Origin of the sequence: Streptomyces sp. NBC_01478 (genome assembly GCF_036227225.1) — a bacterium.
Taxonomy (GTDB): Bacteria; Actinomycetota; Actinomycetes; order Streptomycetales; family Streptomycetaceae; genus Streptomyces.
Map to the genome: position 1 here is coordinate 4,575,539 of NZ_CP109444.1, position 19,451 is coordinate 4,594,989.

The 19,451-nt window shown below is 65.9% G+C and carries 19 protein-coding genes and 2 pseudogenes; 13 read left to right on the plus strand and 8 right to left on the minus strand.

Annotated elements, in window-relative coordinates; genetic code table 11:
• Positions 1-72: 72 nt before the first annotated feature.
• Genes OG223_RS20515 through OG223_RS20525 form a run of 3 tightly spaced genes read left to right on the plus strand, consistent with a single transcriptional unit; the run spans position 73 to position 3,899 of the window.
• Entirely contained in the window at positions 73-696 is a 624-nt protein-coding gene (locus OG223_RS20515) for a hypothetical protein (protein ID WP_329250521.1), read from the plus strand.
• The gene (locus tag OG223_RS20520) at positions 696-2,537 is read left to right on the plus strand and encodes a DNA cytosine methyltransferase (RefSeq protein ID WP_329250522.1); all 1,842 of its coding nucleotides are present in this window, start codon (positions 696-698) and stop codon (positions 2,535-2,537) included. Before OG223_RS20515 ends, OG223_RS20520 begins: the two co-directional genes overlap by 1 nt.
• A 9-nt stretch (positions 2,538-2,546) precedes the next feature.
• Positions 2,547-3,899 (plus strand): DNA cytosine methyltransferase, encoded by a 1,353-nt coding sequence (locus tag OG223_RS20525; protein ID WP_329250525.1) that lies wholly within the window; start codon positions 2,547-2,549, stop codon positions 3,897-3,899.
• A 97-nt stretch (positions 3,900-3,996) separates the two neighbouring features.
• On the opposite strand, the gene OG223_RS20530 is transcribed toward OG223_RS20525, so the two are convergent.
• Positions 3,997-4,659, minus strand: a complete 663-nt coding sequence (locus tag OG223_RS20530) for an ATP-binding protein (protein WP_443073729.1) — start codon at positions 4,657-4,659, stop codon at positions 3,997-3,999.
• Between the two features lie 205 nt (positions 4,660-4,864).
• Between OG223_RS20530 and OG223_RS20535 the strand changes: the two genes are divergently transcribed.
• Both OG223_RS20535 and OG223_RS20540 read left to right on the plus strand, forming a co-directional pair.
• Positions 4,865-5,713, plus strand: coding sequence for a helix-turn-helix domain-containing protein (locus OG223_RS20535; protein WP_329250528.1), 849 nt, complete (start codon positions 4,865-4,867; stop codon positions 5,711-5,713).
• A complete protein-coding gene (locus OG223_RS20540) occupies positions 5,710-5,925 on the plus strand; it encodes a DUF397 domain-containing protein (RefSeq protein WP_329250531.1) in 216 nt (71 codons plus the stop codon). Before OG223_RS20535 ends, OG223_RS20540 begins: the two co-directional genes overlap by 4 nt.
• Before the next feature lie 7 nt (positions 5,926-5,932).
• Here OG223_RS20540 and OG223_RS20545 read toward each other — a convergent pair whose 3' ends face one another.
• A complete protein-coding gene (locus tag OG223_RS20545) occupies positions 5,933-6,535 on the minus strand; it encodes a nitroreductase family protein (RefSeq protein WP_329250534.1) in 603 nt (200 codons plus the stop codon).
• A 156-nt stretch (positions 6,536-6,691) separates the two neighbouring features.
• Here OG223_RS20545 and OG223_RS20550 point away from each other — a divergent pair, with 156 nt between their 5' ends.
• From OG223_RS20550 to OG223_RS20560, 3 genes and pseudogenes are all read left to right on the plus strand, one after another.
• Positions 6,692-7,213: a DUF6879 family protein gene (locus tag OG223_RS20550; protein ID WP_329250536.1), complete on the plus strand. Its 522-nt coding sequence runs from the start codon at positions 6,692-6,694 to the stop codon at positions 7,211-7,213.
• A gap of 24 nt (positions 7,214-7,237) precedes the next feature.
• Positions 7,238-7,477 (plus strand): annotated as a pseudogene (locus OG223_RS20555) (HAD family hydrolase); the annotation flags it as partial.
• A gap of 31 nt (positions 7,478-7,508) precedes the next feature.
• Positions 7,509-8,363, plus strand: coding sequence for a hypothetical protein (locus OG223_RS20560; protein WP_329250539.1), 855 nt, complete (start codon positions 7,509-7,511; stop codon positions 8,361-8,363).
• On the opposite strand, the gene OG223_RS20565 is transcribed toward OG223_RS20560, so the two are convergent.
• From OG223_RS20565 to OG223_RS20580, 4 genes are all read right to left on the minus strand, one after another.
• Complete coding sequence (locus OG223_RS20565) at positions 8,351-9,208, minus strand: aldo/keto reductase (protein ID WP_329250542.1); 858 nt, start codon at positions 9,206-9,208, stop codon at positions 8,351-8,353. The two genes, OG223_RS20560 and OG223_RS20565, sit on opposite strands and share 13 nt — an antisense overlap.
• Positions 9,142-10,338, minus strand: coding sequence for a JmjC domain-containing protein (locus OG223_RS20570; protein WP_329250545.1), 1,197 nt, complete (start codon positions 10,336-10,338; stop codon positions 9,142-9,144). Before OG223_RS20570 ends, OG223_RS20565 begins: the two co-directional genes overlap by 67 nt.
• A gap of 88 nt (positions 10,339-10,426) precedes the next feature.
• Positions 10,427-10,594 (minus strand): hypothetical protein, encoded by a 168-nt coding sequence (locus OG223_RS20575; protein WP_329250548.1) that lies wholly within the window; start codon positions 10,592-10,594, stop codon positions 10,427-10,429.
• 456 nt (positions 10,595-11,050) lie between these two features.
• Positions 11,051-11,380, minus strand: a complete 330-nt coding sequence (locus OG223_RS20580; protein ID WP_329250550.1) for an ATP-binding protein — start codon at positions 11,378-11,380, stop codon at positions 11,051-11,053.
• Between the two features lie 419 nt (positions 11,381-11,799).
• Here OG223_RS20580 and OG223_RS20585 point away from each other — a divergent pair, with 419 nt between their 5' ends.
• Complete coding sequence (locus OG223_RS20585; protein ID WP_329250553.1) at positions 11,800-13,143, plus strand: transcriptional regulator; 1,344 nt, start codon at positions 11,800-11,802, stop codon at positions 13,141-13,143.
• 73 nt (positions 13,144-13,216) lie between these two features.
• Positions 13,217-14,389: a serine hydrolase domain-containing protein gene (locus OG223_RS20590; RefSeq protein ID WP_329265400.1), complete on the plus strand. Its 1,173-nt coding sequence runs from the start codon at positions 13,217-13,219 to the stop codon at positions 14,387-14,389.
• 15 nt (positions 14,390-14,404) lie between these two features.
• Here the strand turns inward: OG223_RS20590 and OG223_RS20595 are convergent, their stop codons facing one another.
• Positions 14,405-14,926, minus strand: coding sequence for a hypothetical protein (locus OG223_RS20595; RefSeq protein WP_329250556.1), 522 nt, complete (start codon positions 14,924-14,926; stop codon positions 14,405-14,407).
• On the opposite strand from OG223_RS20595, the gene OG223_RS20600 reads away from it, so the two are divergent.
• The 3 genes and pseudogenes from OG223_RS20600 to OG223_RS20610 form a co-directional block, all read left to right on the plus strand.
• The gene (locus OG223_RS20600) at positions 14,908-15,510 is read left to right on the plus strand and encodes a DUF5753 domain-containing protein (protein ID WP_329250559.1); all 603 of its coding nucleotides are present in this window, start codon (positions 14,908-14,910) and stop codon (positions 15,508-15,510) included. The genes OG223_RS20595 and OG223_RS20600 overlap by 19 nt on opposite strands.
• A 209-nt stretch (positions 15,511-15,719) precedes the next feature.
• Positions 15,720-16,568: a hypothetical protein gene (locus OG223_RS20605; protein ID WP_329250561.1), complete on the plus strand. Its 849-nt coding sequence runs from the start codon at positions 15,720-15,722 to the stop codon at positions 16,566-16,568.
• A 336-nt stretch (positions 16,569-16,904) separates the two neighbouring features.
• Positions 16,905-17,837, plus strand: a pseudogene (locus OG223_RS20610) (hydrolase); the annotation flags it as partial.
• A gap of 91 nt (positions 17,838-17,928) precedes the next feature.
• On the opposite strand, the gene OG223_RS20615 reads toward OG223_RS20610, so the two are convergent.
• A complete protein-coding gene (locus tag OG223_RS20615; RefSeq protein WP_329250563.1) occupies positions 17,929-19,374 on the minus strand; it encodes an alpha/beta hydrolase domain-containing protein in 1,446 nt (481 codons plus the stop codon).
• Positions 19,375-19,451 lie beyond the last annotated feature (77 nt).

Genomic DNA, 19,451 nt, shown 5'->3' on the forward strand with positions numbered 1-19,451 from the left:
GCGGCGCTCATGCTCGCAGCCGTGTGGACAGCCACCGGATCCAACCTCAGTGGACCGGCTCAGCATGTGCGCTTGTCCGACAGAGGCACGAGCACCGTGGAACTTGATGTCCTGCTGCGGGGCGCCGATCTGGGCGGACTGCTCATGCTCGACACCGCACTCGTCCTGGCCGAGCACCGGAGCAATGCCCGCCCCTCGTCTCCCCGCCGGGCTGGATCCGTGTTGTGGAGCGACCGGGAGTTCCTCCGACTCCAGGGTGACGCACCGCAGTTCCCCATGGCCGTGATCGACTTTGCCCGGACCTCCTTCCCCGACCACGCGGCATGGCACCTACAGATCAGTGGAAGCCTGGACAGCGCAACGATGGGCTCCCTGCTCTTGCTCGTCAACGAGAGGAACACGGTCACTACCACCGCGTTCGAGAACGCAGGCAAACCCCGTCCTGTGGATCGCATCGTGCTCTCCGCCGTGTACGCGGACGCGGCCCGGATCATGATTGAACACGCGCTGAGCAACGAGGACTTCGCCGAGGACTCCGACTTCCCCGAGGGCTCGTTGGGCGCCACCATGTTGAGCTTGTTCGACCAGCTCTTCCCAGGACAGTCGACTACCGACATCCGTCTGCGCCAACGGCAGTCACCAGCCTTGTTCGCCTCGGATCTGCAGGCGGCGGTCAAGATCTTCGAGGTGTCCTGATGAGCTTCCTCTACCCCCGTCTGCTGGCCGAACAGGCAAAGCCGCTCTTCGAGGAGTACAGGCACCTGCCCATCGCGGAGCTGACGGATCGAGTGGCTGCCTCCCACCATTCCGCGGTATACGTGGCCACTGGTGGTGACCGAGCCTCCGCGACTCAGCTCAACGAACTGCGTGCAGGCGTCGTCGACCTCGCCAAAGGTGCCGGCTTCCCCGACGACTCCGATCGCACCCGCAATGCCGACTTCGACCTTCGGCTCGCCGCGCTGCTGCACGCCGAGATGGGCATGGTGCCGGCGGAGGCCGCCTCACGGGACGTCTGGGCATTTCTGGCACTGGTCCTGCTCCCGGATGTCGCGTTCTGGCGCTACCCCCAGCCCCCAGGAGACCGCGTCCTCGGCACGGACCTCACCCGGCACGTCTTCGGCCGGTTGTGGTGGCGGGCCCAACTCGTGCGCACCTCCGACGAAGCGGAACCGTACGACGCCCTCAAGATTCTCGGCGAAGCGGCATTCGATCAGATCTACGCCCGCCGGGCAGCGCTCGGCGGAAGTCCGCACATGGTCCGAGCCATCCTCCGGGTGTGGCAGAACCTTGACCTGACCGGGCTGAACGAGCGCGAAACACTGCGCGACTTTCTCAAAAGGCTATTGCGGCTGGCCCCGTTCGTGCTGTTCGACGGCATCGAAGAGCACGCCTTGGACCAAGAGTTGAGCGCAGTCGCACATGAGTCCGTCGACGCCCAGCGCCTCACTAAATCGCCTCCCGACTGGAACGCTGCGCCAAGTAGTCACGAAACCACGGTGGTTGTGGCCCCTGGGTCTTCCACGTCCGCCTCGCTCGGGGAGGGAGCCCCAGCAGCCCGGGAGACCCCGGTGAAGACAGCCGAGTCACGTCGATTCCGCTCGGTCGAACTCTGCGCCGGGGCCGGAGCACAGGCACTCGGACTGGAGCAAGCCGGATTCGACCCCGTCCTACTCATCGACAGCAAGGCCGATGCCTGCTTCACAATCGACCTGAATCGCCCCCAATGGGACGTGATCTGTATGGACATCGCGCATTTCCATCCGAGCGAGCGCCCTGAAATCCTCGGCGTCGACTTGGTCAGCGGTGGGCTCCCCCGCGTAAAATCTCCTGCCACTGTTGGTCGAGCCGAGGACACCGAGGAGCGCGGAGTCCTCAGGGCCGCGATCGCGCTGGCACACGCCATCAGGCCAAAGGCCGTTCTATTGGAGAACGTTCCAGACCTGGTCGAGAGCCCGGACTTCGCGACCGACCGTTCGTGGATCGAAACACGGCTCAGCAATGCCGGTTACAGATGGAGCTGGCGAGTCCTCAATGCCGCCGCCTTCGGTGTATCGCAGAACCGCAGCAGCGGCTTTCTGGTCGCCCTGCAGGACCCGTACTTCTCCCGATTCTCGTGGCCCGAGCCCAACGAGTCGCCGCCGCCGACCGTAGGCCAGGTTCTGGGCCCTTCGATGTCCGCAAACGGATGGCCGGGCGCAGAGCGTTGGATCAAGGGCGCCGACCGTATCGCGCCGGCCCTCGTCGGCGGCTCCGACCGCCGAGGAGGCGCCGATCTCGGCCCCACCGGTACCAAGAAGGCGTGGGCCACGCTTGGTGTGAACGGCAACAGCCTTGGTGACGACCCCCCAGGGGCCGACTTCCCTGCGGACGGCCAACCCAAGCTGACCATCGAGCAGGCCGCGAAGATCCAGTCGTTCCCGCAGGAATGGAGCTTCTTCGGTGGCAAGACGTCCAGGTATCGTCAGATCGGTCACGCAATGCCACCACCTCTCGCGAGCGCTCTCGGTCGGGCCATCTCTGCAGCCCTGCGCGGCTAAGATCGCCTCATGAGCAAGCCCGGTCCCCTCGCCCACCAGCCCATCACCGTTCTTGATCTTTTTTCTGGATGCGGTGGCTTCACTCAGGGGTTTCACGAGTTCCGCCCGAGGGGTACGGAGGATGCCGGACCGGTTTTCCGCAGCGTCGCGGCAGTCGAACACGATCTCGCTGCAGCGGCTACATATGCAGCGAACTTCGGAAGCCACAAATCAGACACAAGACTCCCACCGGCACGCGTCCACCTGGAAGACATCGAGGCCTGGAAGCCGGCGGACGAAGCTCTTCACGCAGATGTGGTGGTCGGAGGCCCCCCTTGCCAGGGTTTCTCCGCTCTGAACCGCCACAAAAAGGGTGCCGAGCGGAACCGCCTTTGGGAAGAATACGTTCGCATTGTCAGCAGAATCCGCCCAAAGATTTTCGTCATCGAGAATGTCGATCGATTCCTGAAGTCGGACGAGTTCCTGAACCTGCTCAGCGAAGTAAAGGAGGGCGGCCTACTATCCGAATACCGCCTGATCGACCCTCCGGGCTACGAAACAGGCGAAACCGAGGAGAAGAAGCACAAGCGCTATCTCCTCAACGCAGCCGACTACGGCGCAGTCCAAGCACGTCGTCGGGCGATCGTGATCGGCGTCCGAAAAGACGTCGGCAGCAGCCGTACGATGAAATATCCGTCGGCGACGCATACTCGACGCCCGAAACACAGCAACGGAATTCCGGCACAGCCACTCGCAGGCGTCGAGCTGGAGCCATCGTACTGGCGCGCCGTCGACACCGTATTCGACGAATCGGAACTGCTCGAAATCCGGGGCACCGAGCTTCCGGACGGAAAGGAATACATTCCCGATGTGGATTCCGTCCTTCCAGGCATTTTCACAACGCCAGACCTCCACTTCGGCCGCAATCCGGAACCACTCTCAAGGGCCCGCTACCGAGCCATCCCCAAAGGCGGGAACCGTAAAAATCTGACCGGCAAGTGGTACACGATTGACAAAGACGGTGAGATTCGAATCTTCGAAACTCAGAACCCTCCGGGCGTGAAAACACTTGTCCAGTACCTCTCGACCGAAAGCTGGGACAATCACAACACCGGTACGGGCGATGTCATGGGCCGGCTTCGACTGGGTGAACCCTCTGTGACCATCCGTACCGAGTTCTTCAAACCCGAGAAGGGGCGATACCTCCACCCCAGCGATGCTCGCCCAATCACCCACTACGAAGCAGCCCGCATTCAGGGCTTCCCACTCAACTTCCGCTGGTGTGGCTCGAAGACCGACATCGCTCGGCAAATCGGGAATGCTGTACCCATCCCACTCGGCACGGCCATTGCTTCGGCAATCCATGCCTACTTGCGCGGCTGACCCACACCACCCCTCCAAGAGCCGAAAGCGCCGAGAGTCGCCCTCCAGCTCTCGAGCCAGTGTCCCGGAAGATCGACCGCGTCCAATTGCTGTGAGTTCACAGTTGAGGCGCCAAGCCGATTTGCACCTCGAAGTGCGTCTGAGCACGATCGAGAATCTCTTCCGGATCGCAGCCGTGTGCCCGAAGCCAGTGCAGGACATCCGCGATGACGTCGATCATTGCTTCTTCGGCCATGGTCCTGCCCAGTCGGCCGGAGCCCGGCTCACGAGGCAGTCTCGCGGTCGTGTAGAGACCAAGCAGCACTTCGGCCCGCATGACACCGGCTGTTCCCACATGGCCGTTGGGCGCAGTAAGGCCTGTTTCCAACTCGCACCAGGTCACCTTGTGGTCCGGATGCAGCAGGACTCCCCAGCGGTCTGCGACCTCATCGACGAGAACCATGCCTCGTCCGCCCTCGGAGTCGGAGATCGCATCAACGAGGGTGGGCAGTGCGCGCGTATCGGGGTCGTGCACTTCGATCCGCAGCCGAGTGCCGTTCATGGAGACTGCGAGCGTGGCCGGGGTGCCGTGACCCACATGCGTGATGACGTTGGACACCAGCTCGCTGACACAGAGCTGGGCCCCATCGGTCACGTCATGCAGGCCCCAGATCCCCAGATGCAAGCGAACGATGCGGCGAAGTGCGGCCACTTCCTCGGGAACCGCCGTGAAGGCCAGGTCCCACGGCTTTCGTGACATACGCGCTTCCTGGATCACCATGACTCCTCTCGTCGCATGTCATCTCCGCATGATGAGCGGAGCGTTGCACGCCCTCACAGTGAGTGGCGTCATCGACCAGAGTGACGCCGGCGTATCCCGTCGTGCAATGTGCAGGAAGAGATTCCCACTTCCGAGTGATTGGCAGACAGAGGCCTTGGCGCGAGACTGAACACCCGCTATTCGACGGACGGTTGAGAGGATTGAGATGGCCGGTTCACCGACGGCACGCCGTCGCCGTCTCTCGATCGAGCTGAAGAAGCTCCGAGAGAAGAGCGCACTCACCTGCGCGCAGGTCGGCCAGGCACTGGACTGGAGCGGCTCCAAGGTCAACCGTATGGAGACGGGCAGTGGCCGGGTCCAACCGTCGGACATCGATGCCCTGTGTCGGTTCTACGACACGACCGACGAGCTGCGTGAGTTCCTCAAGTCATTGGCCAGGGAGGCCAAGACGCGCGGCTGGTGGCAGGTACACGGCGCCGGTGTCCCGGAGTGGTTCAACATCTACATCGGCCTGGAACAGGATGCCTCCACGTTCCGCCAGTACCAGTGCGAGTTGATCCCTGGACTCATGCAGACCGAGGCGTACACCGGCGAACTCCACAGGACGGGAGCCCACATGTCCGCCGAGGACATCGAGAGGGCCGTACAGGTGCGAATGGAACGCCAGGCCATGTTGACGCGGCCGGACGCCCCTGATGCGTGGTTCGTCGTGAACGAGGGCTCGCTGCGCAACGTCATCGGGGATCGGGCGCTGATGCGAGAGCAACTCGAACACATGCTGGAATCAGCCGAGTTGCCGAGTGTGACACTGCAGATCCTCCCCTTCGACTCGGGTACATATCCCGCCACGGGCACGTTCACCATGCTGGGCTTCCCGGCTCCGGAAGACCCGGACCTGGTGTATCGGGACGGCATCACCGATGCTGTGTACCTGGAGGGCGAGCACCACGTTCGTGAGTACACCAAGGCATTCGACGGGTTGCGAGCCGCGGCGCTCAGCCCTCAGCGCTCCGCCCAGTTGATCAAGTCCGTTCTGAAGGAATACGCAAGTTGAACAGTGCAGGAGCCGGGACCCACAACCGTCCGGTCTGGTTCACGTCGTCCTACAGCAACGGCGCCGGAGGTGAGTGCGTCGAGTGCGCGCTGACCGATGAATACGCCCTCGTGCGCGACACCAAGGACGCCACGGGCCCAGTGGTCACCGTTCAAAGCGGGGCTTGGTGTTCCTTCGTGCAGGCCTTGAGGCACAGCGAGTCAACAAACTGATCCCCTCTCAGGCGTGCCGCCCCCACTGCCCCCGGTGAACGACGTCCTCCACGCCACGTCGCCGCTCTGCGACCCGCCCACTCTGCTCGGGAACATCCTCAGCCCGGTACCCCACCGTGATCCCCCCAATGGGGTCGTACTCCTCCGGCACTCCGAACTCCGCCCGGAACGGCTGGACATGTTCCGGCATGATGCCGAAAAAGCAGGCGCCGAGCCCTTCGTCGACCGCGGTCAGGAGCATCAGCAAGGAGGCCATGCCCGTGTCGATGTACCAGTACGGCGCGGGCCAGCGCGCCTCGGCGCGGTCCTCCCAGCCCTTGTCTGGTTCGGCGTAGCGCGCCAAGTAGGCAGCTTTGTGCGCCAGGGGTACGACGACCAGCGGGGCGTCCTGCATGGTCGGGGTGTTCTCGACCCGGGTGGGGACGAAGGGCCAGAAGCGGGCGCGGTCGGCCGGGTCGGTCAGGGCGAGGAAGGCCCAGCCCTGGGAGAAGCCGGCCGAGGGGGCTCGTAGCGCGGAGGCGAGGATACGTTCGGTCACCTCCGGGGTCAGCGGCTTGTCGGAGTAGTGACGGATCATGCGCCTACGACGGACCACTTCGGAGAACTCCATGTCGACAGATGTTGCCACGAACTCCCCGAATGCAGAGGGCTGTTGAGCTGGCGGGCGGCTCCCGGCCCACAGAGGGCGTGCTCCACCTCCGACGCGTCGGCTCTCGCGAAGACTCGCTTGTGCCAGGTGGGGAATCTGTACTCAAGGGGGCTGTACATGCTCTTGGACAATGACGAATGGCGGAGGACGTTCGACGCGTACGAACGTGACGCGTGGCGATTCGAAGCTCAGCCCACCTACACCATGCCCGGCGAGACTGAGAACGTCACCCGTTTCCTTCACGGTGAGCCGAAGCCCGCCGACCACAATGCGCGCTGGCACGAACGGGTGCGTGGATACGTGACGTCAGGGCGCAGCATTGGGCGAGTGAGGGTCGTACGGCGGCCGTTGACTGACTACCAGCGGTATCAACTCGCATGGGGGATCCCAGGGAACGTCGCAGCCGGGGAGGATATCCGCATCCTGGATGTCTCACGTGATGACTACGGATTGCCCCTGTCAGCGACCGACTGGTGGATGTTCGACGAGGAACGCGTAGTACATCTCAACTATCGGCCGGACGGGACGCAGATCGGCCGAGAGCTGATCGCCGGAGACACTTCCTCGTACCTGGAGTGGAAGCGGATTTCACTGGCTCACTCGGTGCCGTTCTCCGAGTATCTGAGAAAGCCCGAGTGACTCTTGAGACTAGCCTCGATCTTTCGCCACACCCTCTCTGCCCTCGTTGGCCCTGTTGTCGCTCAGGGCGGAGACAATGCCGACGCCCTCCGCCTCGCCCGACCCAGCATCGACATCACCGCCAAATGCCGCGCCCGCGAAGCGGTAGAGCGAGGTGAGTTCCTGGACGAGACAGATCTGTACGACGACATCCGCCCGGCGCTGTCGGGATTACGCAAGCTCGGTATCCGCGTCGTCATCGCCGACAACCAGAGGCGTCGGGCACCTCCGCCCCACCACTGCTACGGTCGCCTCCATGGCGCTCTCGGTCTCAACGCAGGCTGTCGACCTACGCGTACAGCCGGTTGACGAGGTTCTTGATCGCGTCGAGCGGTCTCTCCAAGTGGGGCTGCTCCCGGACACGATGGTGCGCAAGCGCCGGTCAGTGGGGGCCAGAACAGACCGCGGCACCTGGGTGCGAATCGAGCGGCGCCTGCTCGACAAGATCCCCGATCAGGGATGGAACGGCACTGAAAGTGCCGCGCGTCTGGAAGACATCGCCCAGCCCGAATGGCACGGATGCGTGGTCTGGCGGGCCGCGGACGGGCCGGTGATGTGGCGGGCCGACGAAACCGAACTCCTGCCGGGGGCTCCCGTCGGAAGCGCCATCTTGAATGAAGCGCCAGAGCTGCCGGACGACTGGTGGGCGGCGTTGAACGCGTCGTTGGACGCACTGGCGGCCCAGCGCACGAGGCGCGTCGCCACACCGGACACCGACACCATCACCCAAACCCTCGTCACCGAGTCCATCCGCGGTGCGTTCCCCGGCGGTTTCGATACGGCCATCGAGCGGTGGATGCCGGCGCACGCGGATCTGAACTGGGCCAACATGACCGCTCCGGCGTTCAGTCTCTTCGACTGGGAGGACTGGGGCAACGCGCCGCTGGGGCTGGACTCGGCCTCGCTGTGGGCGAGTTCCCTTGCTGTCCCGGCTCTGGCCGATCGCGTGTGGCACGAGCGCTGGTCCGACTTCGAGAGCCGGGACGGCAAGTTGATGACGTTGTTCGCCTGCTCGAAGATCCTCGGACCGTACGCGCACCCGGAAGACCCTCGACTGGAACCCGCCCGGCGCATGGCCGAACAGATCATCAAAGGGCTTCAGGCAGGCTGACGGCGCGAGCGGTCCCGAAGGAGACTCCGGTACTCCTCGATGGTTCGCTCCTCGACTTCACCGGCGAGGGCGCCAACGAGTTCGCCGAGATGGGCGGGTTCATCGGTGCCCACAGCGACGGAGTCGACCCGCGGGAGGTGGTACGCGGCTTTGAAGGCCGCTTGCATTCGGGAGAGCCGACCGCCATCCCGGAGAAAGACGCGTGGGTCGATCCTGGCCCACACCGGGTCACTGGTGCTGCCCCCGAAGGGACTCATTCCCCACACCTCGCCGCCGCCCAGGTCCCATGCCTTGGTGAGGGCATCCGCCGCATCGAGCATTCTGGCTCCGACCAGCAGGCCGGCACGGGTCATGAGGACTGACGGCCTCGGTACGGTCGGATCGATCAAGTTCACCAGTGGTGACGGGTCCCAGGACGCGATGCCCCAGGCGGCGCACAGGCCCTTGGCCGTGGCGTCGTTGAGGGCAGCGCACGCCTCTGCCAGCACCTCATGGCCGTGAGCGACGGCCTCGCGGAGCGAATGTTCCGGGTTGTGCAGGAACACCAGCTCCGGCTCCCGTCCCAGGTCCCCAGCCACCTGTTCCACGGCCGCGTGCAGCCGTACGGGATCCAGAGAATGCTCCGCCCCGTCCGGCCCCGGGAAATAGCCGACCTTCGTGGAGACCGTGAACTTCGGCAGCAGGTCGCCGGCCTTCCGCGCCAGGACCTGATGCGAGCGGAAGCCAAGGTAGTTGGTGCTGGTGTCGAGTGCCGTGACACCGAAGTCCAACGCACCGGTCAGGAGGCGGCGTTCGTGACGAGACCGGTGTAGCCCAAGGACAACTCGGGGGTCAGCACCGCGCACAGCTCCTCCTTAACCAAGATCTCGGCGACCTCCGTCACTTCGGCCCCCACGACGGCCGCGGCCCGTTCCAGTTCGACCGGCCGCCCGCTCAGCAACAGCCGCAGGGAGGGCAGGGCCTTGGCCGCGAGGGTGATCTTCTTCCCTGAGGTCACGACGTCGACGGTCTCTCCGTGTTCCTGGATCCGGGGAGGGAAGTGGGTAGTGCACACCACGGCGTCGAGTGGCCCGAGTATGTCGAGGAACGGCAGGTGCCGAGGCAGCGTCGTCTCCTGCTCGTATGCGGCCAGGAAGTCGGCCGAAGAGCGTTCACGGACCAGTTGAGCGGCGGCCTCGGCCAGGGCTTCGCTGCCTGTTCCCTGCCAGCGGTCGAGATCCTCGCGGAAGATCTCGTGCTCACGGCACCAGTCGCCCAGCCACGCGAGCCAGCTCGCCCCTGTGCGCTTGGTGATGCCGAACGTGACGTGAAGGCTCTTGCCGGAGCCGCTGCCGGTCCGTGTCGCCTGGTGCCAGTGGCCCCGGGGGATGTGCATGACGTCGCCGGTCCGCATCAGGCCGGACCAGATGATCTCGTCGCTCGGGGTGGTGTTGGGGTCGGCGTCCCGGTACATCGGGACGTTGCGGGAGGTCGCGCGGACCTCCCATTCCTTCTCACCCGCGAGCTGGACGATGACGACATCGTGGTCGTCCCAGTGCAGGGGGAAGCCGGAAGCGTCGTTCGTCGTCAGGTACGCGTTGACCTGGACTCGCTCGCGGGACCACCACTGCAGGGCCCGGCAGGCGACTTCCATGGTCGGATCGAAGACGTTGGCCTGGTCCATGATCACCGTCGCGCCTTCGCCCAGGAGCCTGCCCAGGCTGCGCATGTTGACCATGGAGATGCTCTGGCCCCGGGGACTGACGCTGTCGGTGTAGTAGATGGCCGGATGGACCTCCTCGCCCTTCTGGAAGCACCGGAGCTGCGGGCGGTTAAGGCTCCTGCGCATGGCAATGTCGAGCAGGCGGTTCGGGGTCATGATGCGGGAGACGAGTGCGGGGTCGTCCATGCTCCCGCGTACGAAGTCCTTGCCCAGCTCCTCGGGTCCGCTCCATCCGAGTGCTGTCTCGATGGCGCTGATCAACTGATGTTCCATCGTTGCGTCCTCCCATGGGTTCGGCCACGTGCTTCGGACGCGGTGGGGGCAGGTACGGCCGACCGCACCGGCCCCCACCGCTTGGTGCCTACTCGCTGTCGTGCAGGTTGCCGTCGCCACCCGGCCACGGCGCGTCGCCGGAACTACCCTGGTTGTCCGACCGGAGGCTGTCGTACCGGTCATGGACGGCGGTCAGTTCTGTCACCGCCACCAGGAGGCCGCTCCGGGCCGGAGGCGGTGTTGTGAGCTCTTCCATCTCGTGCTCCTTCCTTTTTGGGTTCTCCCGCCAGGGCCGGCGGGAGGTCGATGGCCGCCCCACGGCCGGGGAGTAGTGATGCCGTGGAGCGGCTGTCCTTGGGGGAGGGGTGCGGCCCTGCACCCGCGAGTGGGCGGGTCTGCGACTCGTCGGCAAGACGCTCGTGTCCTCGCGCATGTTGGTCTCCAGGACGCGCTGATCCAGTTCGTACAGACATGCGCGGCAGACGTAGAAGGCCGCGTGCATGCCGCTCGACTGGACAGGCCCGATCCACGTCACCTCGACGTCGTCACGTCCGCACCACAGCCAGCACTCGCCGCTGGGCAACCACTCGCGGCGGTCCCAGAGCGCGTATCTCGGTGTGTTGCCGGGTGACGGGGTCGATGTCGCGACGGGTAGGACGGAAGACCACATCGGGATCGGGCAGCGGAGTCGGTCGCAGCGAATGTCGTCCCTTCACGCGACCGCCAGGATCAGCGGCTCGGGCTCAGCCACGCTTCCGCGCTTCGGCCGACGCGCGAAGAACCGGCGCAGAACGGCGGCTCGTATGGCAGGCGCTGTCATGGGCAGCTCGATCTCCGCCCATACGTGCTTGCCGTGTTCAGATGGCGCCCAGGCACAACGCAAGGCGAGAAGATCGACCAGCGCCAGCCCTCTACCGTTCTCGTCTTCGTCTTGGGCCCAACTCATCTGCGGGGCTGATGAGTTGCCGTCGAGGACATCGATCACCAGGGATCCAGACCGGAGGTAGAGCGTGACGGTGACAGGCCCCTTCCCGTGGACCACGGCATTGGTGATGAGTCGGATGCGACCAGGCGTATGGCGTCAGCTTTCTCGTCGTCCATCGGCACGCCCCACGTACGGACCTGGTCGATGACCTTGCGCCGGGCGAAGGGCACGTCGCTTTCCGTACTGGCGAGGACGAATCGATGGACGATCGTGGACATGTGGGGACGCCTCCGAAGAGCTGGAGAGCGGCTTCACCCCCGAAGGGGGACACGGGGAGGAAGCCGCCGATCTGAGGAACCGTTCCCGAAGCGGACGCTCTGCGCGCGCTCCTCGTTGGACGGCTGACACTCAGTCAACGGCCCAAGCGGGCAAGGCGGAACGATTCTGGGGGGTTCCTCATGGGGACGCCCTCCCCGTACACGGACACGCGAAGTAGTCTCCCCACTACGCCGCGAGGGGATGACGGGAGTGATGACGTGCCTGGTGAACCGTTGGCAGTCCACCCGCTGAGCTTCCTCCGCCACATGCGCGGATGGGGCAAGGCCGAGTTCGGCCGCCTCATGCAAGCGCACGGCAGATCACTCGGAATCCCGCTGGCGACCAACCGGACGACCGTATGGAAATGGGAGCAGGGACAGGAGCCGGACGCGGACGCCCAGCGCGTGCTCGCCGACTTGCTGTGCGTCCCGTACAAGCAGGTCCGGGAGGAAGGATGGCCCCGGTGGCTCCCGGTCTGGGAGATCGCTGGGCTCACCACGCCGTGGACCGAGGCCGGTACCGATGAAGCCTTGTCCGAACTCGTGGGGAGTGGCCGCATGGACCGCCGGGGCTTTCTCACCATCACCGGCGCCGCCCTGACGGGCCTCGCGGCGAGCTGGGCGGACGCGCCCTCCGCCTTCGCCTCAGCGCTCAACGGCGACCAGGTCACGGACACGATGGTCTCGACGATCGAGCAGCGCATCAGCACACTCCGCACGCTCGACGACCAACTCGGAGGCGCCCGGCTCCTGGAACAGGCACGCGGTGACCTCGCCCTGGTGACTGGTCTCCTCGGCGCCGGCCGCTACACGGACAGGATTCGCGTCCGCCTCTACTCGCTGGCGGCCCGGGTGTCGCACCTGACCGGCTGGATGGCCTACGACGCCGGCCTGCGGTCCGCCGGCCAGCACTACTACGTCGGGGCCCTGCGCAGCGCTCGAACTTCCGGAGACGACGCCTTCGGCGCCTTCATCCTCGCGGAGATGGGAGTCCAAGTCTCCGAGGCCGGACGAACCGCTGAGCGGGTCGAGCTCATCTCGACCGCCATCGACAACGCACCTCAAGCCCTGTCGCCGTACACCCGCTCCTTCCTCTACCTGCACAAGGCCGAGGCACTGTCACGCGACGGCGACCACCGAAACGCCGGAACGGCGCTCAATCGAGCCGTATCCCTCTGGGATCACGGCTCAGCGGAGGAGAACCCGGACTGGCTCAACTGGTTCGGCGAGGCGCAGTTGAAGTCGACCGAAGGCAAGGTCCTGTTGCGTTCCGGGCAGGTGGAGCGCGCGACGAGTTCCCTGGAGACCTCCGTGGAGAGCGCGGCTCCCCGGTACAAGGCCGTACGGTCCAGCCGCCTGGCAGAGGCACGGCTCGCCGGCGGCGACCTGGAGGGCGCTCTGGACGCCGCGAACTACGGCGCCGGGCTCCTGGAGAGCAGTGTCAGCTCCGTACGGGCTCTGGACCGCTTGAAGGAGTTCAACGCTCGACTCGAACCGCGCAAGTCCGTCTCCGCCGTCCGCGAGTTCCGCGAGCGACTTCAGGCACTTCCCGTCGCGGCCTGACAGTCACCGTCTCGTACGACGGGGGCCAGCCCGCCCCGCCGGATCAGTCGATCCAAGTGCCAGGATGGACGGCATGACGACGATCGACGGCGAGGTTGCGGCTGGATTCGAACCGGTGCGTGAGGCATTCGAGGCGAACTTCTCCCAGCACGGGGATATCGGCGCGGCGGTGTGCGTGTACCAGTACGGCCGACCGGTGGTGGACCTGTGGGGAGGCGTCGCCGACCCCGATACCGGTCGTCCGTGGACGCGAGACACGCTGCAGCTCGTCTACTCGGCGACCAAGGGGGCGACCACGACCGCGGCACACATGCTGGCCGAGCGCGGTGCGCTGGACCTGGACGCGCCGGTGGCGAAGTACTGGCCGGAGTTCGCCGCGAACGGCAAGGCGGACATCCCGGTGCGCTGGCTGCTGTCCCACCAAGCCGGCCTGATCACACTGGACCAACCCGTCCCGCTGAACGAGGCATTGGCCTGGCATCCGATGGCGGCCGCACTGGCCGCTCAGCGTCCCCAGTGGACTCCGGGCACGACGCACGGATACCACGGCCGGACCTGGGGCTGGCTCGTCGGCGAAGTGATCCGCCGGGTATCCGACCAGACACCGGGCCGCTTCTTCGCCGACGAGATCGCCACCCCCCTCGGACTGGACTTCTTCATCGGACTGCCGGCGGAACAACGCGACCGCGTCAGCCGCATGGTGTACCAGCGACCGGCCGTCGACCTCACCACCGTGCCCGCCGAGTCGGTTCCCGAGGAACTCCGCGAACTGGTCGCCGCCTGGCGCGACCCGACCTCGTTCAGTAACAGGGCATACGCCGTCACCGACCCCAACGAGATCGACTTCGACTCGCCCGAGGTGCAGGCCGCGGAACTCCCGGCATCCAACGGCATCGGCACTGCTCGCGGGCTGGCTCGCATGTACGCCGCGCTGATCGGCGAGGTGGACGGCGTGCGCCTGCTCCGCCCGGAAACCTTGGCAGCGGCAACCAAGGAACAGACTGGCGGGAAGGACCAAGTGATGCTGATCCCGAGCCGATTCAGCTCCGGATACATGCTGCCCACGGAGGCCAACCCCATGACCAGCCCGAGCGCTTTCGGCCACACTGGGCGAGGGGGCTCGCTCGGCTTCGCCGACCTGGAGCACGGTATTGCCTTCGGTTACGTGATGAACAACATCATCGGAGGGGCCGACGATGTGCGTGCGGCTTCGCTGGTCGACGCGGTGCGAAGGTCGCTGATGTAGAGCGACACCGGCACCCTACGAGCGCACAGTGCCACAATCGGTCGCCTCACCCCGCAGGGGCGACTCAATGAGGGCAGCCACAACCAAGTTCAGTACATGGTCATCTGCCCGTAATTTCCTCTCGAAGACCTCACCGTCGCCTACACCACGCAGTCCGGCGACGAGCGTGGACTTGGAGACATCGGTCTGGTCACCGTCGTAGATGAAGAGGACGACGGTGACTCGCTGTGGCGGCTGGCGCGCGACCTCGGTAGCCGTACGAGCGGTGGTGACCAGGCGCGTTGGATTCTCACCCAGGCGATCCGCGCCCGCGTAGGTGAGGCGCACACGGACCTGGCGTTCGCAAAGTGGGCCGCACACATTAATCGGCGCTTCGACCTCGATGCGCTCTTCGCGAATCACGACGTCCTGATGACCGGCCGGATTGCGGTGCCGGATGTACGAGCGATGATCCGCGATCCGTTGCGCAGGGTATGAGCCCGGCTGATTCACCGTCAGCAACCGAGGGGAAACGTTCAGTGACCAGTTCGACCCCATGGCAACAACGACTGTCCACCGGCACGGAAGACGTCCAGGACGAGGTAATCGGCTGGTATCAGCAGACTCGGCACGGCAAGGCGTACGTCCCCAACATGATCTGGGGCACGCTCCAGACCGAGGAGTACGCGACCGTGATCCTGCGCCGCGTCGTCGACTTCCTCGGAGTTCCGGACGACGTACCGGCCGGCGTGGCCAAGCGCATGGAGCGGCAACAGGTTCTGTACGACGGTGAGCACCGCTATGACGTGGTCCTCGGTGAACAGGCCCTGTACACGAACGTTGGGGGCAGTCGGGTCATGTGCGAGCAGTTGGAGCGTCTCCTTCGCGAGATGGACCTCCCCTCGCTCGGCCTTGGAATCCTCCCGGCTGACGCCGAGTTCGGCATCGTCCCCATGCCCGGATTCAACCTGGGTGAGGACCGCGCCCACTACGAACTCGTCTCCTGCGGCGTGGACATCACCGCCGCCGACGAACTGGCCCTCCACCACAAGGCGTTCGACGCCCTCAGTGGTGCGGCGAGCTACGGAGGCCCGGCAAGGAAGCTGATCAGCAAGGCCCTTGCCTTCTGGAGCAACGCCTGAGCGTGAGCAGCACTGGCACCGCCGTCGGCGTCGGCCAGCGGGACCGCCGAAGCCTGGTCGGCACCAACTCCCAAGCCCCACTGTCCCATTACGCACTTATTGCACAAGAGATCTTCACCATTTCCGACCTGGGTCCATATGATGCGGAGATCAACAGGCCCGGCCAAGGGGAGACTTGGGCGGGCCTCTCAGGTTCCTGTGGGGGTTTCATGCGTATACGCGTTGCGGCCGGCGTCGTCTCCGGTGCTGTCGTTCTGTCCGCGCTCGCCCTTCCGGTTGCCGCTCAGGCGGCGGAGCGTACGGGTGCGTCGGCGAAGCTGAGTTCCTTTGCCTCGACGGCCGTTCAGCCCAGAGACTCCCTGGGCAACACCAAGTTCTCGCACGCGGTCGTCAACGGTGGCAAGGACATCGTCCTCGGCACCACCGGCACGAAGTCCGTCACCGTCACGTACACCGCCACGGACCAGAACGGCGTCGCCCTCACCGAGGCCTTCCTGTGGCAGGGGACGGACAGTTCGACCACGGACGGCATCACCGGTGGGCTGGGGACGGACGACGACCCCGACTGCACGGAGACGGCCACCCAGGGGACGTACACCTGCAAGGCCGTCTTCAACATCCACCCCGCCACCGACATGAAGGACAACGGCGTAGCCGGGACCTGGAAGCTGTTCCTGGGGGCCTGGGACCTGTACGCGAACGCCAGTTACAACGACGACGTCGCCACCGCATCGATCAAGAAGGCCTCCACGCTCACCGCCAACGCCACGCCCGAGCCGGTCAAGAAGGGCAAGACCATCACCGTCACGGGCAAGCTCGCCCGCGCGAACTGGTCGACGGGCAAGTACGCGGGCTACGTGTCCCAGCCCGTGAAGCTGCAGTTCCGCAAGAAGAGCAGCAGCACCTACACCACCCTCAAGACAGTCAAGACCAACAGCACCGGCGTTCTGAAGACCACCACCAAGGCCACGGTCGACGGGTACTACCGCTACGTCTTCGCCGGCACCGCCACCACCGCCGCGGCGACCGCACCCGGCGACTTCGTCGACGTCAGGTAGGCACGCCTCCAGTCTCCGGCAGCACCGCACGTCAGCACTCCGGTGCCGGGCCGCCATGCATCGCGGCGCCCGGCACCGTCCCATTTCCCCACCCCGGCACCGTCCCATTTCCCCACCCCACCACCGCCGAGTAAGAGATCTACGTGAACCGCCGGGAGGGTCTCCCGGCGTCCCCGATCTTCTGTGTACCGTCCTCCCTTGTGTTGATCGGTGATCACTCAACCACCGTTCTACGCGCGAAGATTCACCACAGTCAGCGACATCCGCAGCACCCGCACCCCCCGTTCATTCCACCCCCCACTCATGGAATCCCCCCACTTCACGGAGGTTCACCGGATGCCCAGCCTTGGCAAGTTCACGTCACGTCGTAGGCTCACCACCGCTCTCACCGTGTTCGGCATGCTGGCCACGGGAGCAGCGGTTCAGGCCGCCGCCGTCGCCCCCGCCGCCGCGGCCACCACGCACCGCGTCCTGTTCGACGACGGCCACGCCGAGGAGGCGGGCAACGCGGACTGGATCATCTCCACGAGCAAGCCCGACCCGCTGTCCCAGGACTCCTCCCCCTCCTCCGACAAGGACTGGACCGGAGCGCTCTCCTCGTGGGGCATCGCGCTGCAGCAGACCGGTGACTACAGCCTCAAGACCGCGACCAGCGCGCTGACTTACGGGGGTTCGTCGGCGAACGACCTGTCGAACTTCGACACGCTCGTGCTGCCCGAGCCCAACATCAAGTTCACGACCGCCGAGAAGACCGCCATCATGAACTTCGTGAAGGCCGGCGGCGGGCTCTTCATGATCTCCGACCACACCGGGTCCGACCGCAACAGCGACGGCTACGACGCGGTCCAGATCCTGAACGACCTGATGACCAACAACAGCGTTGACTCCACGGACCCGTTCGGGTTCTCCATCGACTCGCTGAACATCAGTTCCGGATATCCGGCCGCCATCAGCGACAGCAGCGACCCGGTGCTGCACGGCTCCTTCGGTACCGTCACCAAGAGCCTCATCGCCAACGGCACCACCGCCACGATCAAGCCCGCCGACAACTCCGCCGCCAAGGGGCTGCTGTACCGCAGCGGTTACTCCGGCAACACCGGCGCCTTCTTCGCGACCAGCACCTTCGGGAGCGGCAAGGTCGCGTTCTGGGGCGACAGTTCGCCGGTCGACGACGGCACCGGGCAGTCCGGCAACACGCTCTACGACGGCTGGAACGACACCGGCGCCACCAACGCCGCCCTCGCCCTCAACGCCACGGAGTGGCTCTCCTCGTGAGCGACCACCGGTACTGAGCGAGCGACTCCGGCTGCGGGAAAATCGTTCCCCGAGCCGGAGTCGCACCCGCTCACGCCTATGCCCTTCAGCCCCCGATGTCGGACCTTACGGCTGCCTCGACAAGGCTCGCCGCATCCGCCGGCCGGATCGTCCCGGCCGCGACCGCAGCCGCCGTACGGACGGCCCACTGCCTGACGAACTCCGCGTGCGTGGGGTACAGCGCAGCAAGTTTCGCGCCGGTGAGGGGAGTTGTGGTCCCGAAGAGGAAGCAGAACTGCGCCGATCCGGTCTGGCCGAGGCCGGACAGGGCGGCTACCGGCGCGTCCACGGCGGGGGTGCGGATTCCGCCGGTGGCGTTGCCGTTGGCGTCCAGGACGAACGCCGGTGTGCCGTCACTGCCTGTGGTCACCTGCAGTTGAGGGGTCTTGGCCGGCGGGAGTCCGGTCAAGACCCAACCGCGCAGGGCATGTTGGGCGGCGTCCATGACGTAGTGCGCCGGGCCGGTGTTGATCGGGGCCGCGCAGGAGAAGCCGGGGGTGCCGGTCGGCGGGTCGAGCATCGTCCCCAACTCCCGCAGGCTGACGGTCCCGTCACCCATGTCCGCGGCGCCGACGTTGGCGACGTAGTCGTCGGCGTGCGCGGTGCCCGCGACCTCCCAGAACCGCAGGCGCCCGGCGTCCGGTTGACGGGCCGTCAGGTATCCCAGGAGCATCACGTCGGTCTCGGTCTCCACGGTGAGCACCGGGGTGTCCGTGTCGGTACGGAACCGGACGACCGCGGGGGTGGGTACGTCGGCCTGGGGCGCCTGCGAGAGGGCCGCGGCGAATCCGGCCCTGCTGTGGACGAGGAATCCGTCGTACGCGTGCGCCAGGGGCTGGACCGCGTCGATGTACGTGGTGAGGCGGAACGCCGACTGGGACTCGCCCTCGGCCAGCACCGCGCGCGGGCGGAGGCCGCCGAGGACGGTGGCCGCGGAGTCCCGTACCGCCTGTCCGGCCTGGGAGAAGATGTCGTAGGAGTAGCTGTCTCCGGGGTGGGACAGGGACGCGTAGCGGACCGGGTCGGCGGCCTTGGTGGCGGCCACGCCGGTCGCCTGGGCGGAGACGCCGATCCAGGCGTAGCCCTCGCGGATCAGTTCGTTGTGGGTGTAGATCCACTCCGGGGCCACGTCCAGGCCGGCGGAGACGTTGAGCCACTCCACCACGACCGTCCCGTTGAAACGGGCCGGGTTGGATGGCCTGTTCATGACAATCCTGGTCGTGTACGGCGCGGTGCTCGCCGGCGTCACGCTCCAGCGGCCGTCCGAGCCCAGCGGCGCGGCCGACGTGTAGGAGGTGGCGGTGCCCGAGAGGAAGAACTCCGACTGCGTGTATCCCACGCTCGCGAGGTCGAATGAAGTGCCTTGCAGGACGACGGCACCGTTGCCGCCGGTGACCGGGCCGGTGACCGTCGCCGGATCAACCGCGGTCGCGGCCTGGGCAGTTGGCGCCAGGACCCCTAAGAATCCTAAGAGCAGACAGGCGTTTGCCACGACAACCAGCATCGAACGCAGGCGACTTCGGGTGGGTGGCCGTTGTCTCGTGTTCATGAGTGGTGCCTCCTCATAGT

Excerpts from the sequence above, each read along its gene's own strand:
- OG223_RS20520 (WP_329250522.1), top strand. The coding sequence starts at position 696 with ATGAGCTTCCTCTACCCCCGTCTGCTGGCCGAACAGGCAAAGCCGCTC.
- OG223_RS20525 (WP_329250525.1), top strand. The coding sequence starts at position 2,547 with ATGAGCAAGCCCGGTCCCCTCGCCCACCAGCCCATCACCGTTCTTGAT.
- OG223_RS20530 (WP_443073729.1), bottom strand. The coding sequence starts at position 4,659 with ATGGTGATCCAGGAAGCGCGTATGTCACGAAAGCCGTGGGACCTGGCC.
- OG223_RS20535 (WP_329250528.1), top strand. The coding sequence starts at position 4,865 with ATGGCCGGTTCACCGACGGCACGCCGTCGCCGTCTCTCGATCGAGCTG.
- OG223_RS20545 (WP_329250534.1), bottom strand. The coding sequence starts at position 6,535 with ATGGAGTTCTCCGAAGTGGTCCGTCGTAGGCGCATGATCCGTCACTAC.
- OG223_RS20550 (WP_329250536.1), top strand. The coding sequence starts at position 6,692 with ATGCTCTTGGACAATGACGAATGGCGGAGGACGTTCGACGCGTACGAA.
- OG223_RS20560 (WP_329250539.1), top strand. The coding sequence starts at position 7,509 with ATGGCGCTCTCGGTCTCAACGCAGGCTGTCGACCTACGCGTACAGCCG.
- OG223_RS20570 (WP_329250545.1), bottom strand. The coding sequence starts at position 10,338 with ATGGAACATCAGTTGATCAGCGCCATCGAGACAGCACTCGGATGGAGC.
- OG223_RS20575 (WP_329250548.1), bottom strand. The coding sequence starts at position 10,594 with ATGGAAGAGCTCACAACACCGCCTCCGGCCCGGAGCGGCCTCCTGGTG.
- OG223_RS20590 (WP_329265400.1), top strand. The coding sequence starts at position 13,217 with ATGACGACGATCGACGGCGAGGTTGCGGCTGGATTCGAACCGGTGCGT.
- OG223_RS20595 (WP_329250556.1), bottom strand. The coding sequence starts at position 14,926 with ATGGGGTCGAACTGGTCACTGAACGTTTCCCCTCGGTTGCTGACGGTG.
- OG223_RS20605 (WP_329250561.1), top strand. The coding sequence starts at position 15,720 with ATGCGTATACGCGTTGCGGCCGGCGTCGTCTCCGGTGCTGTCGTTCTG.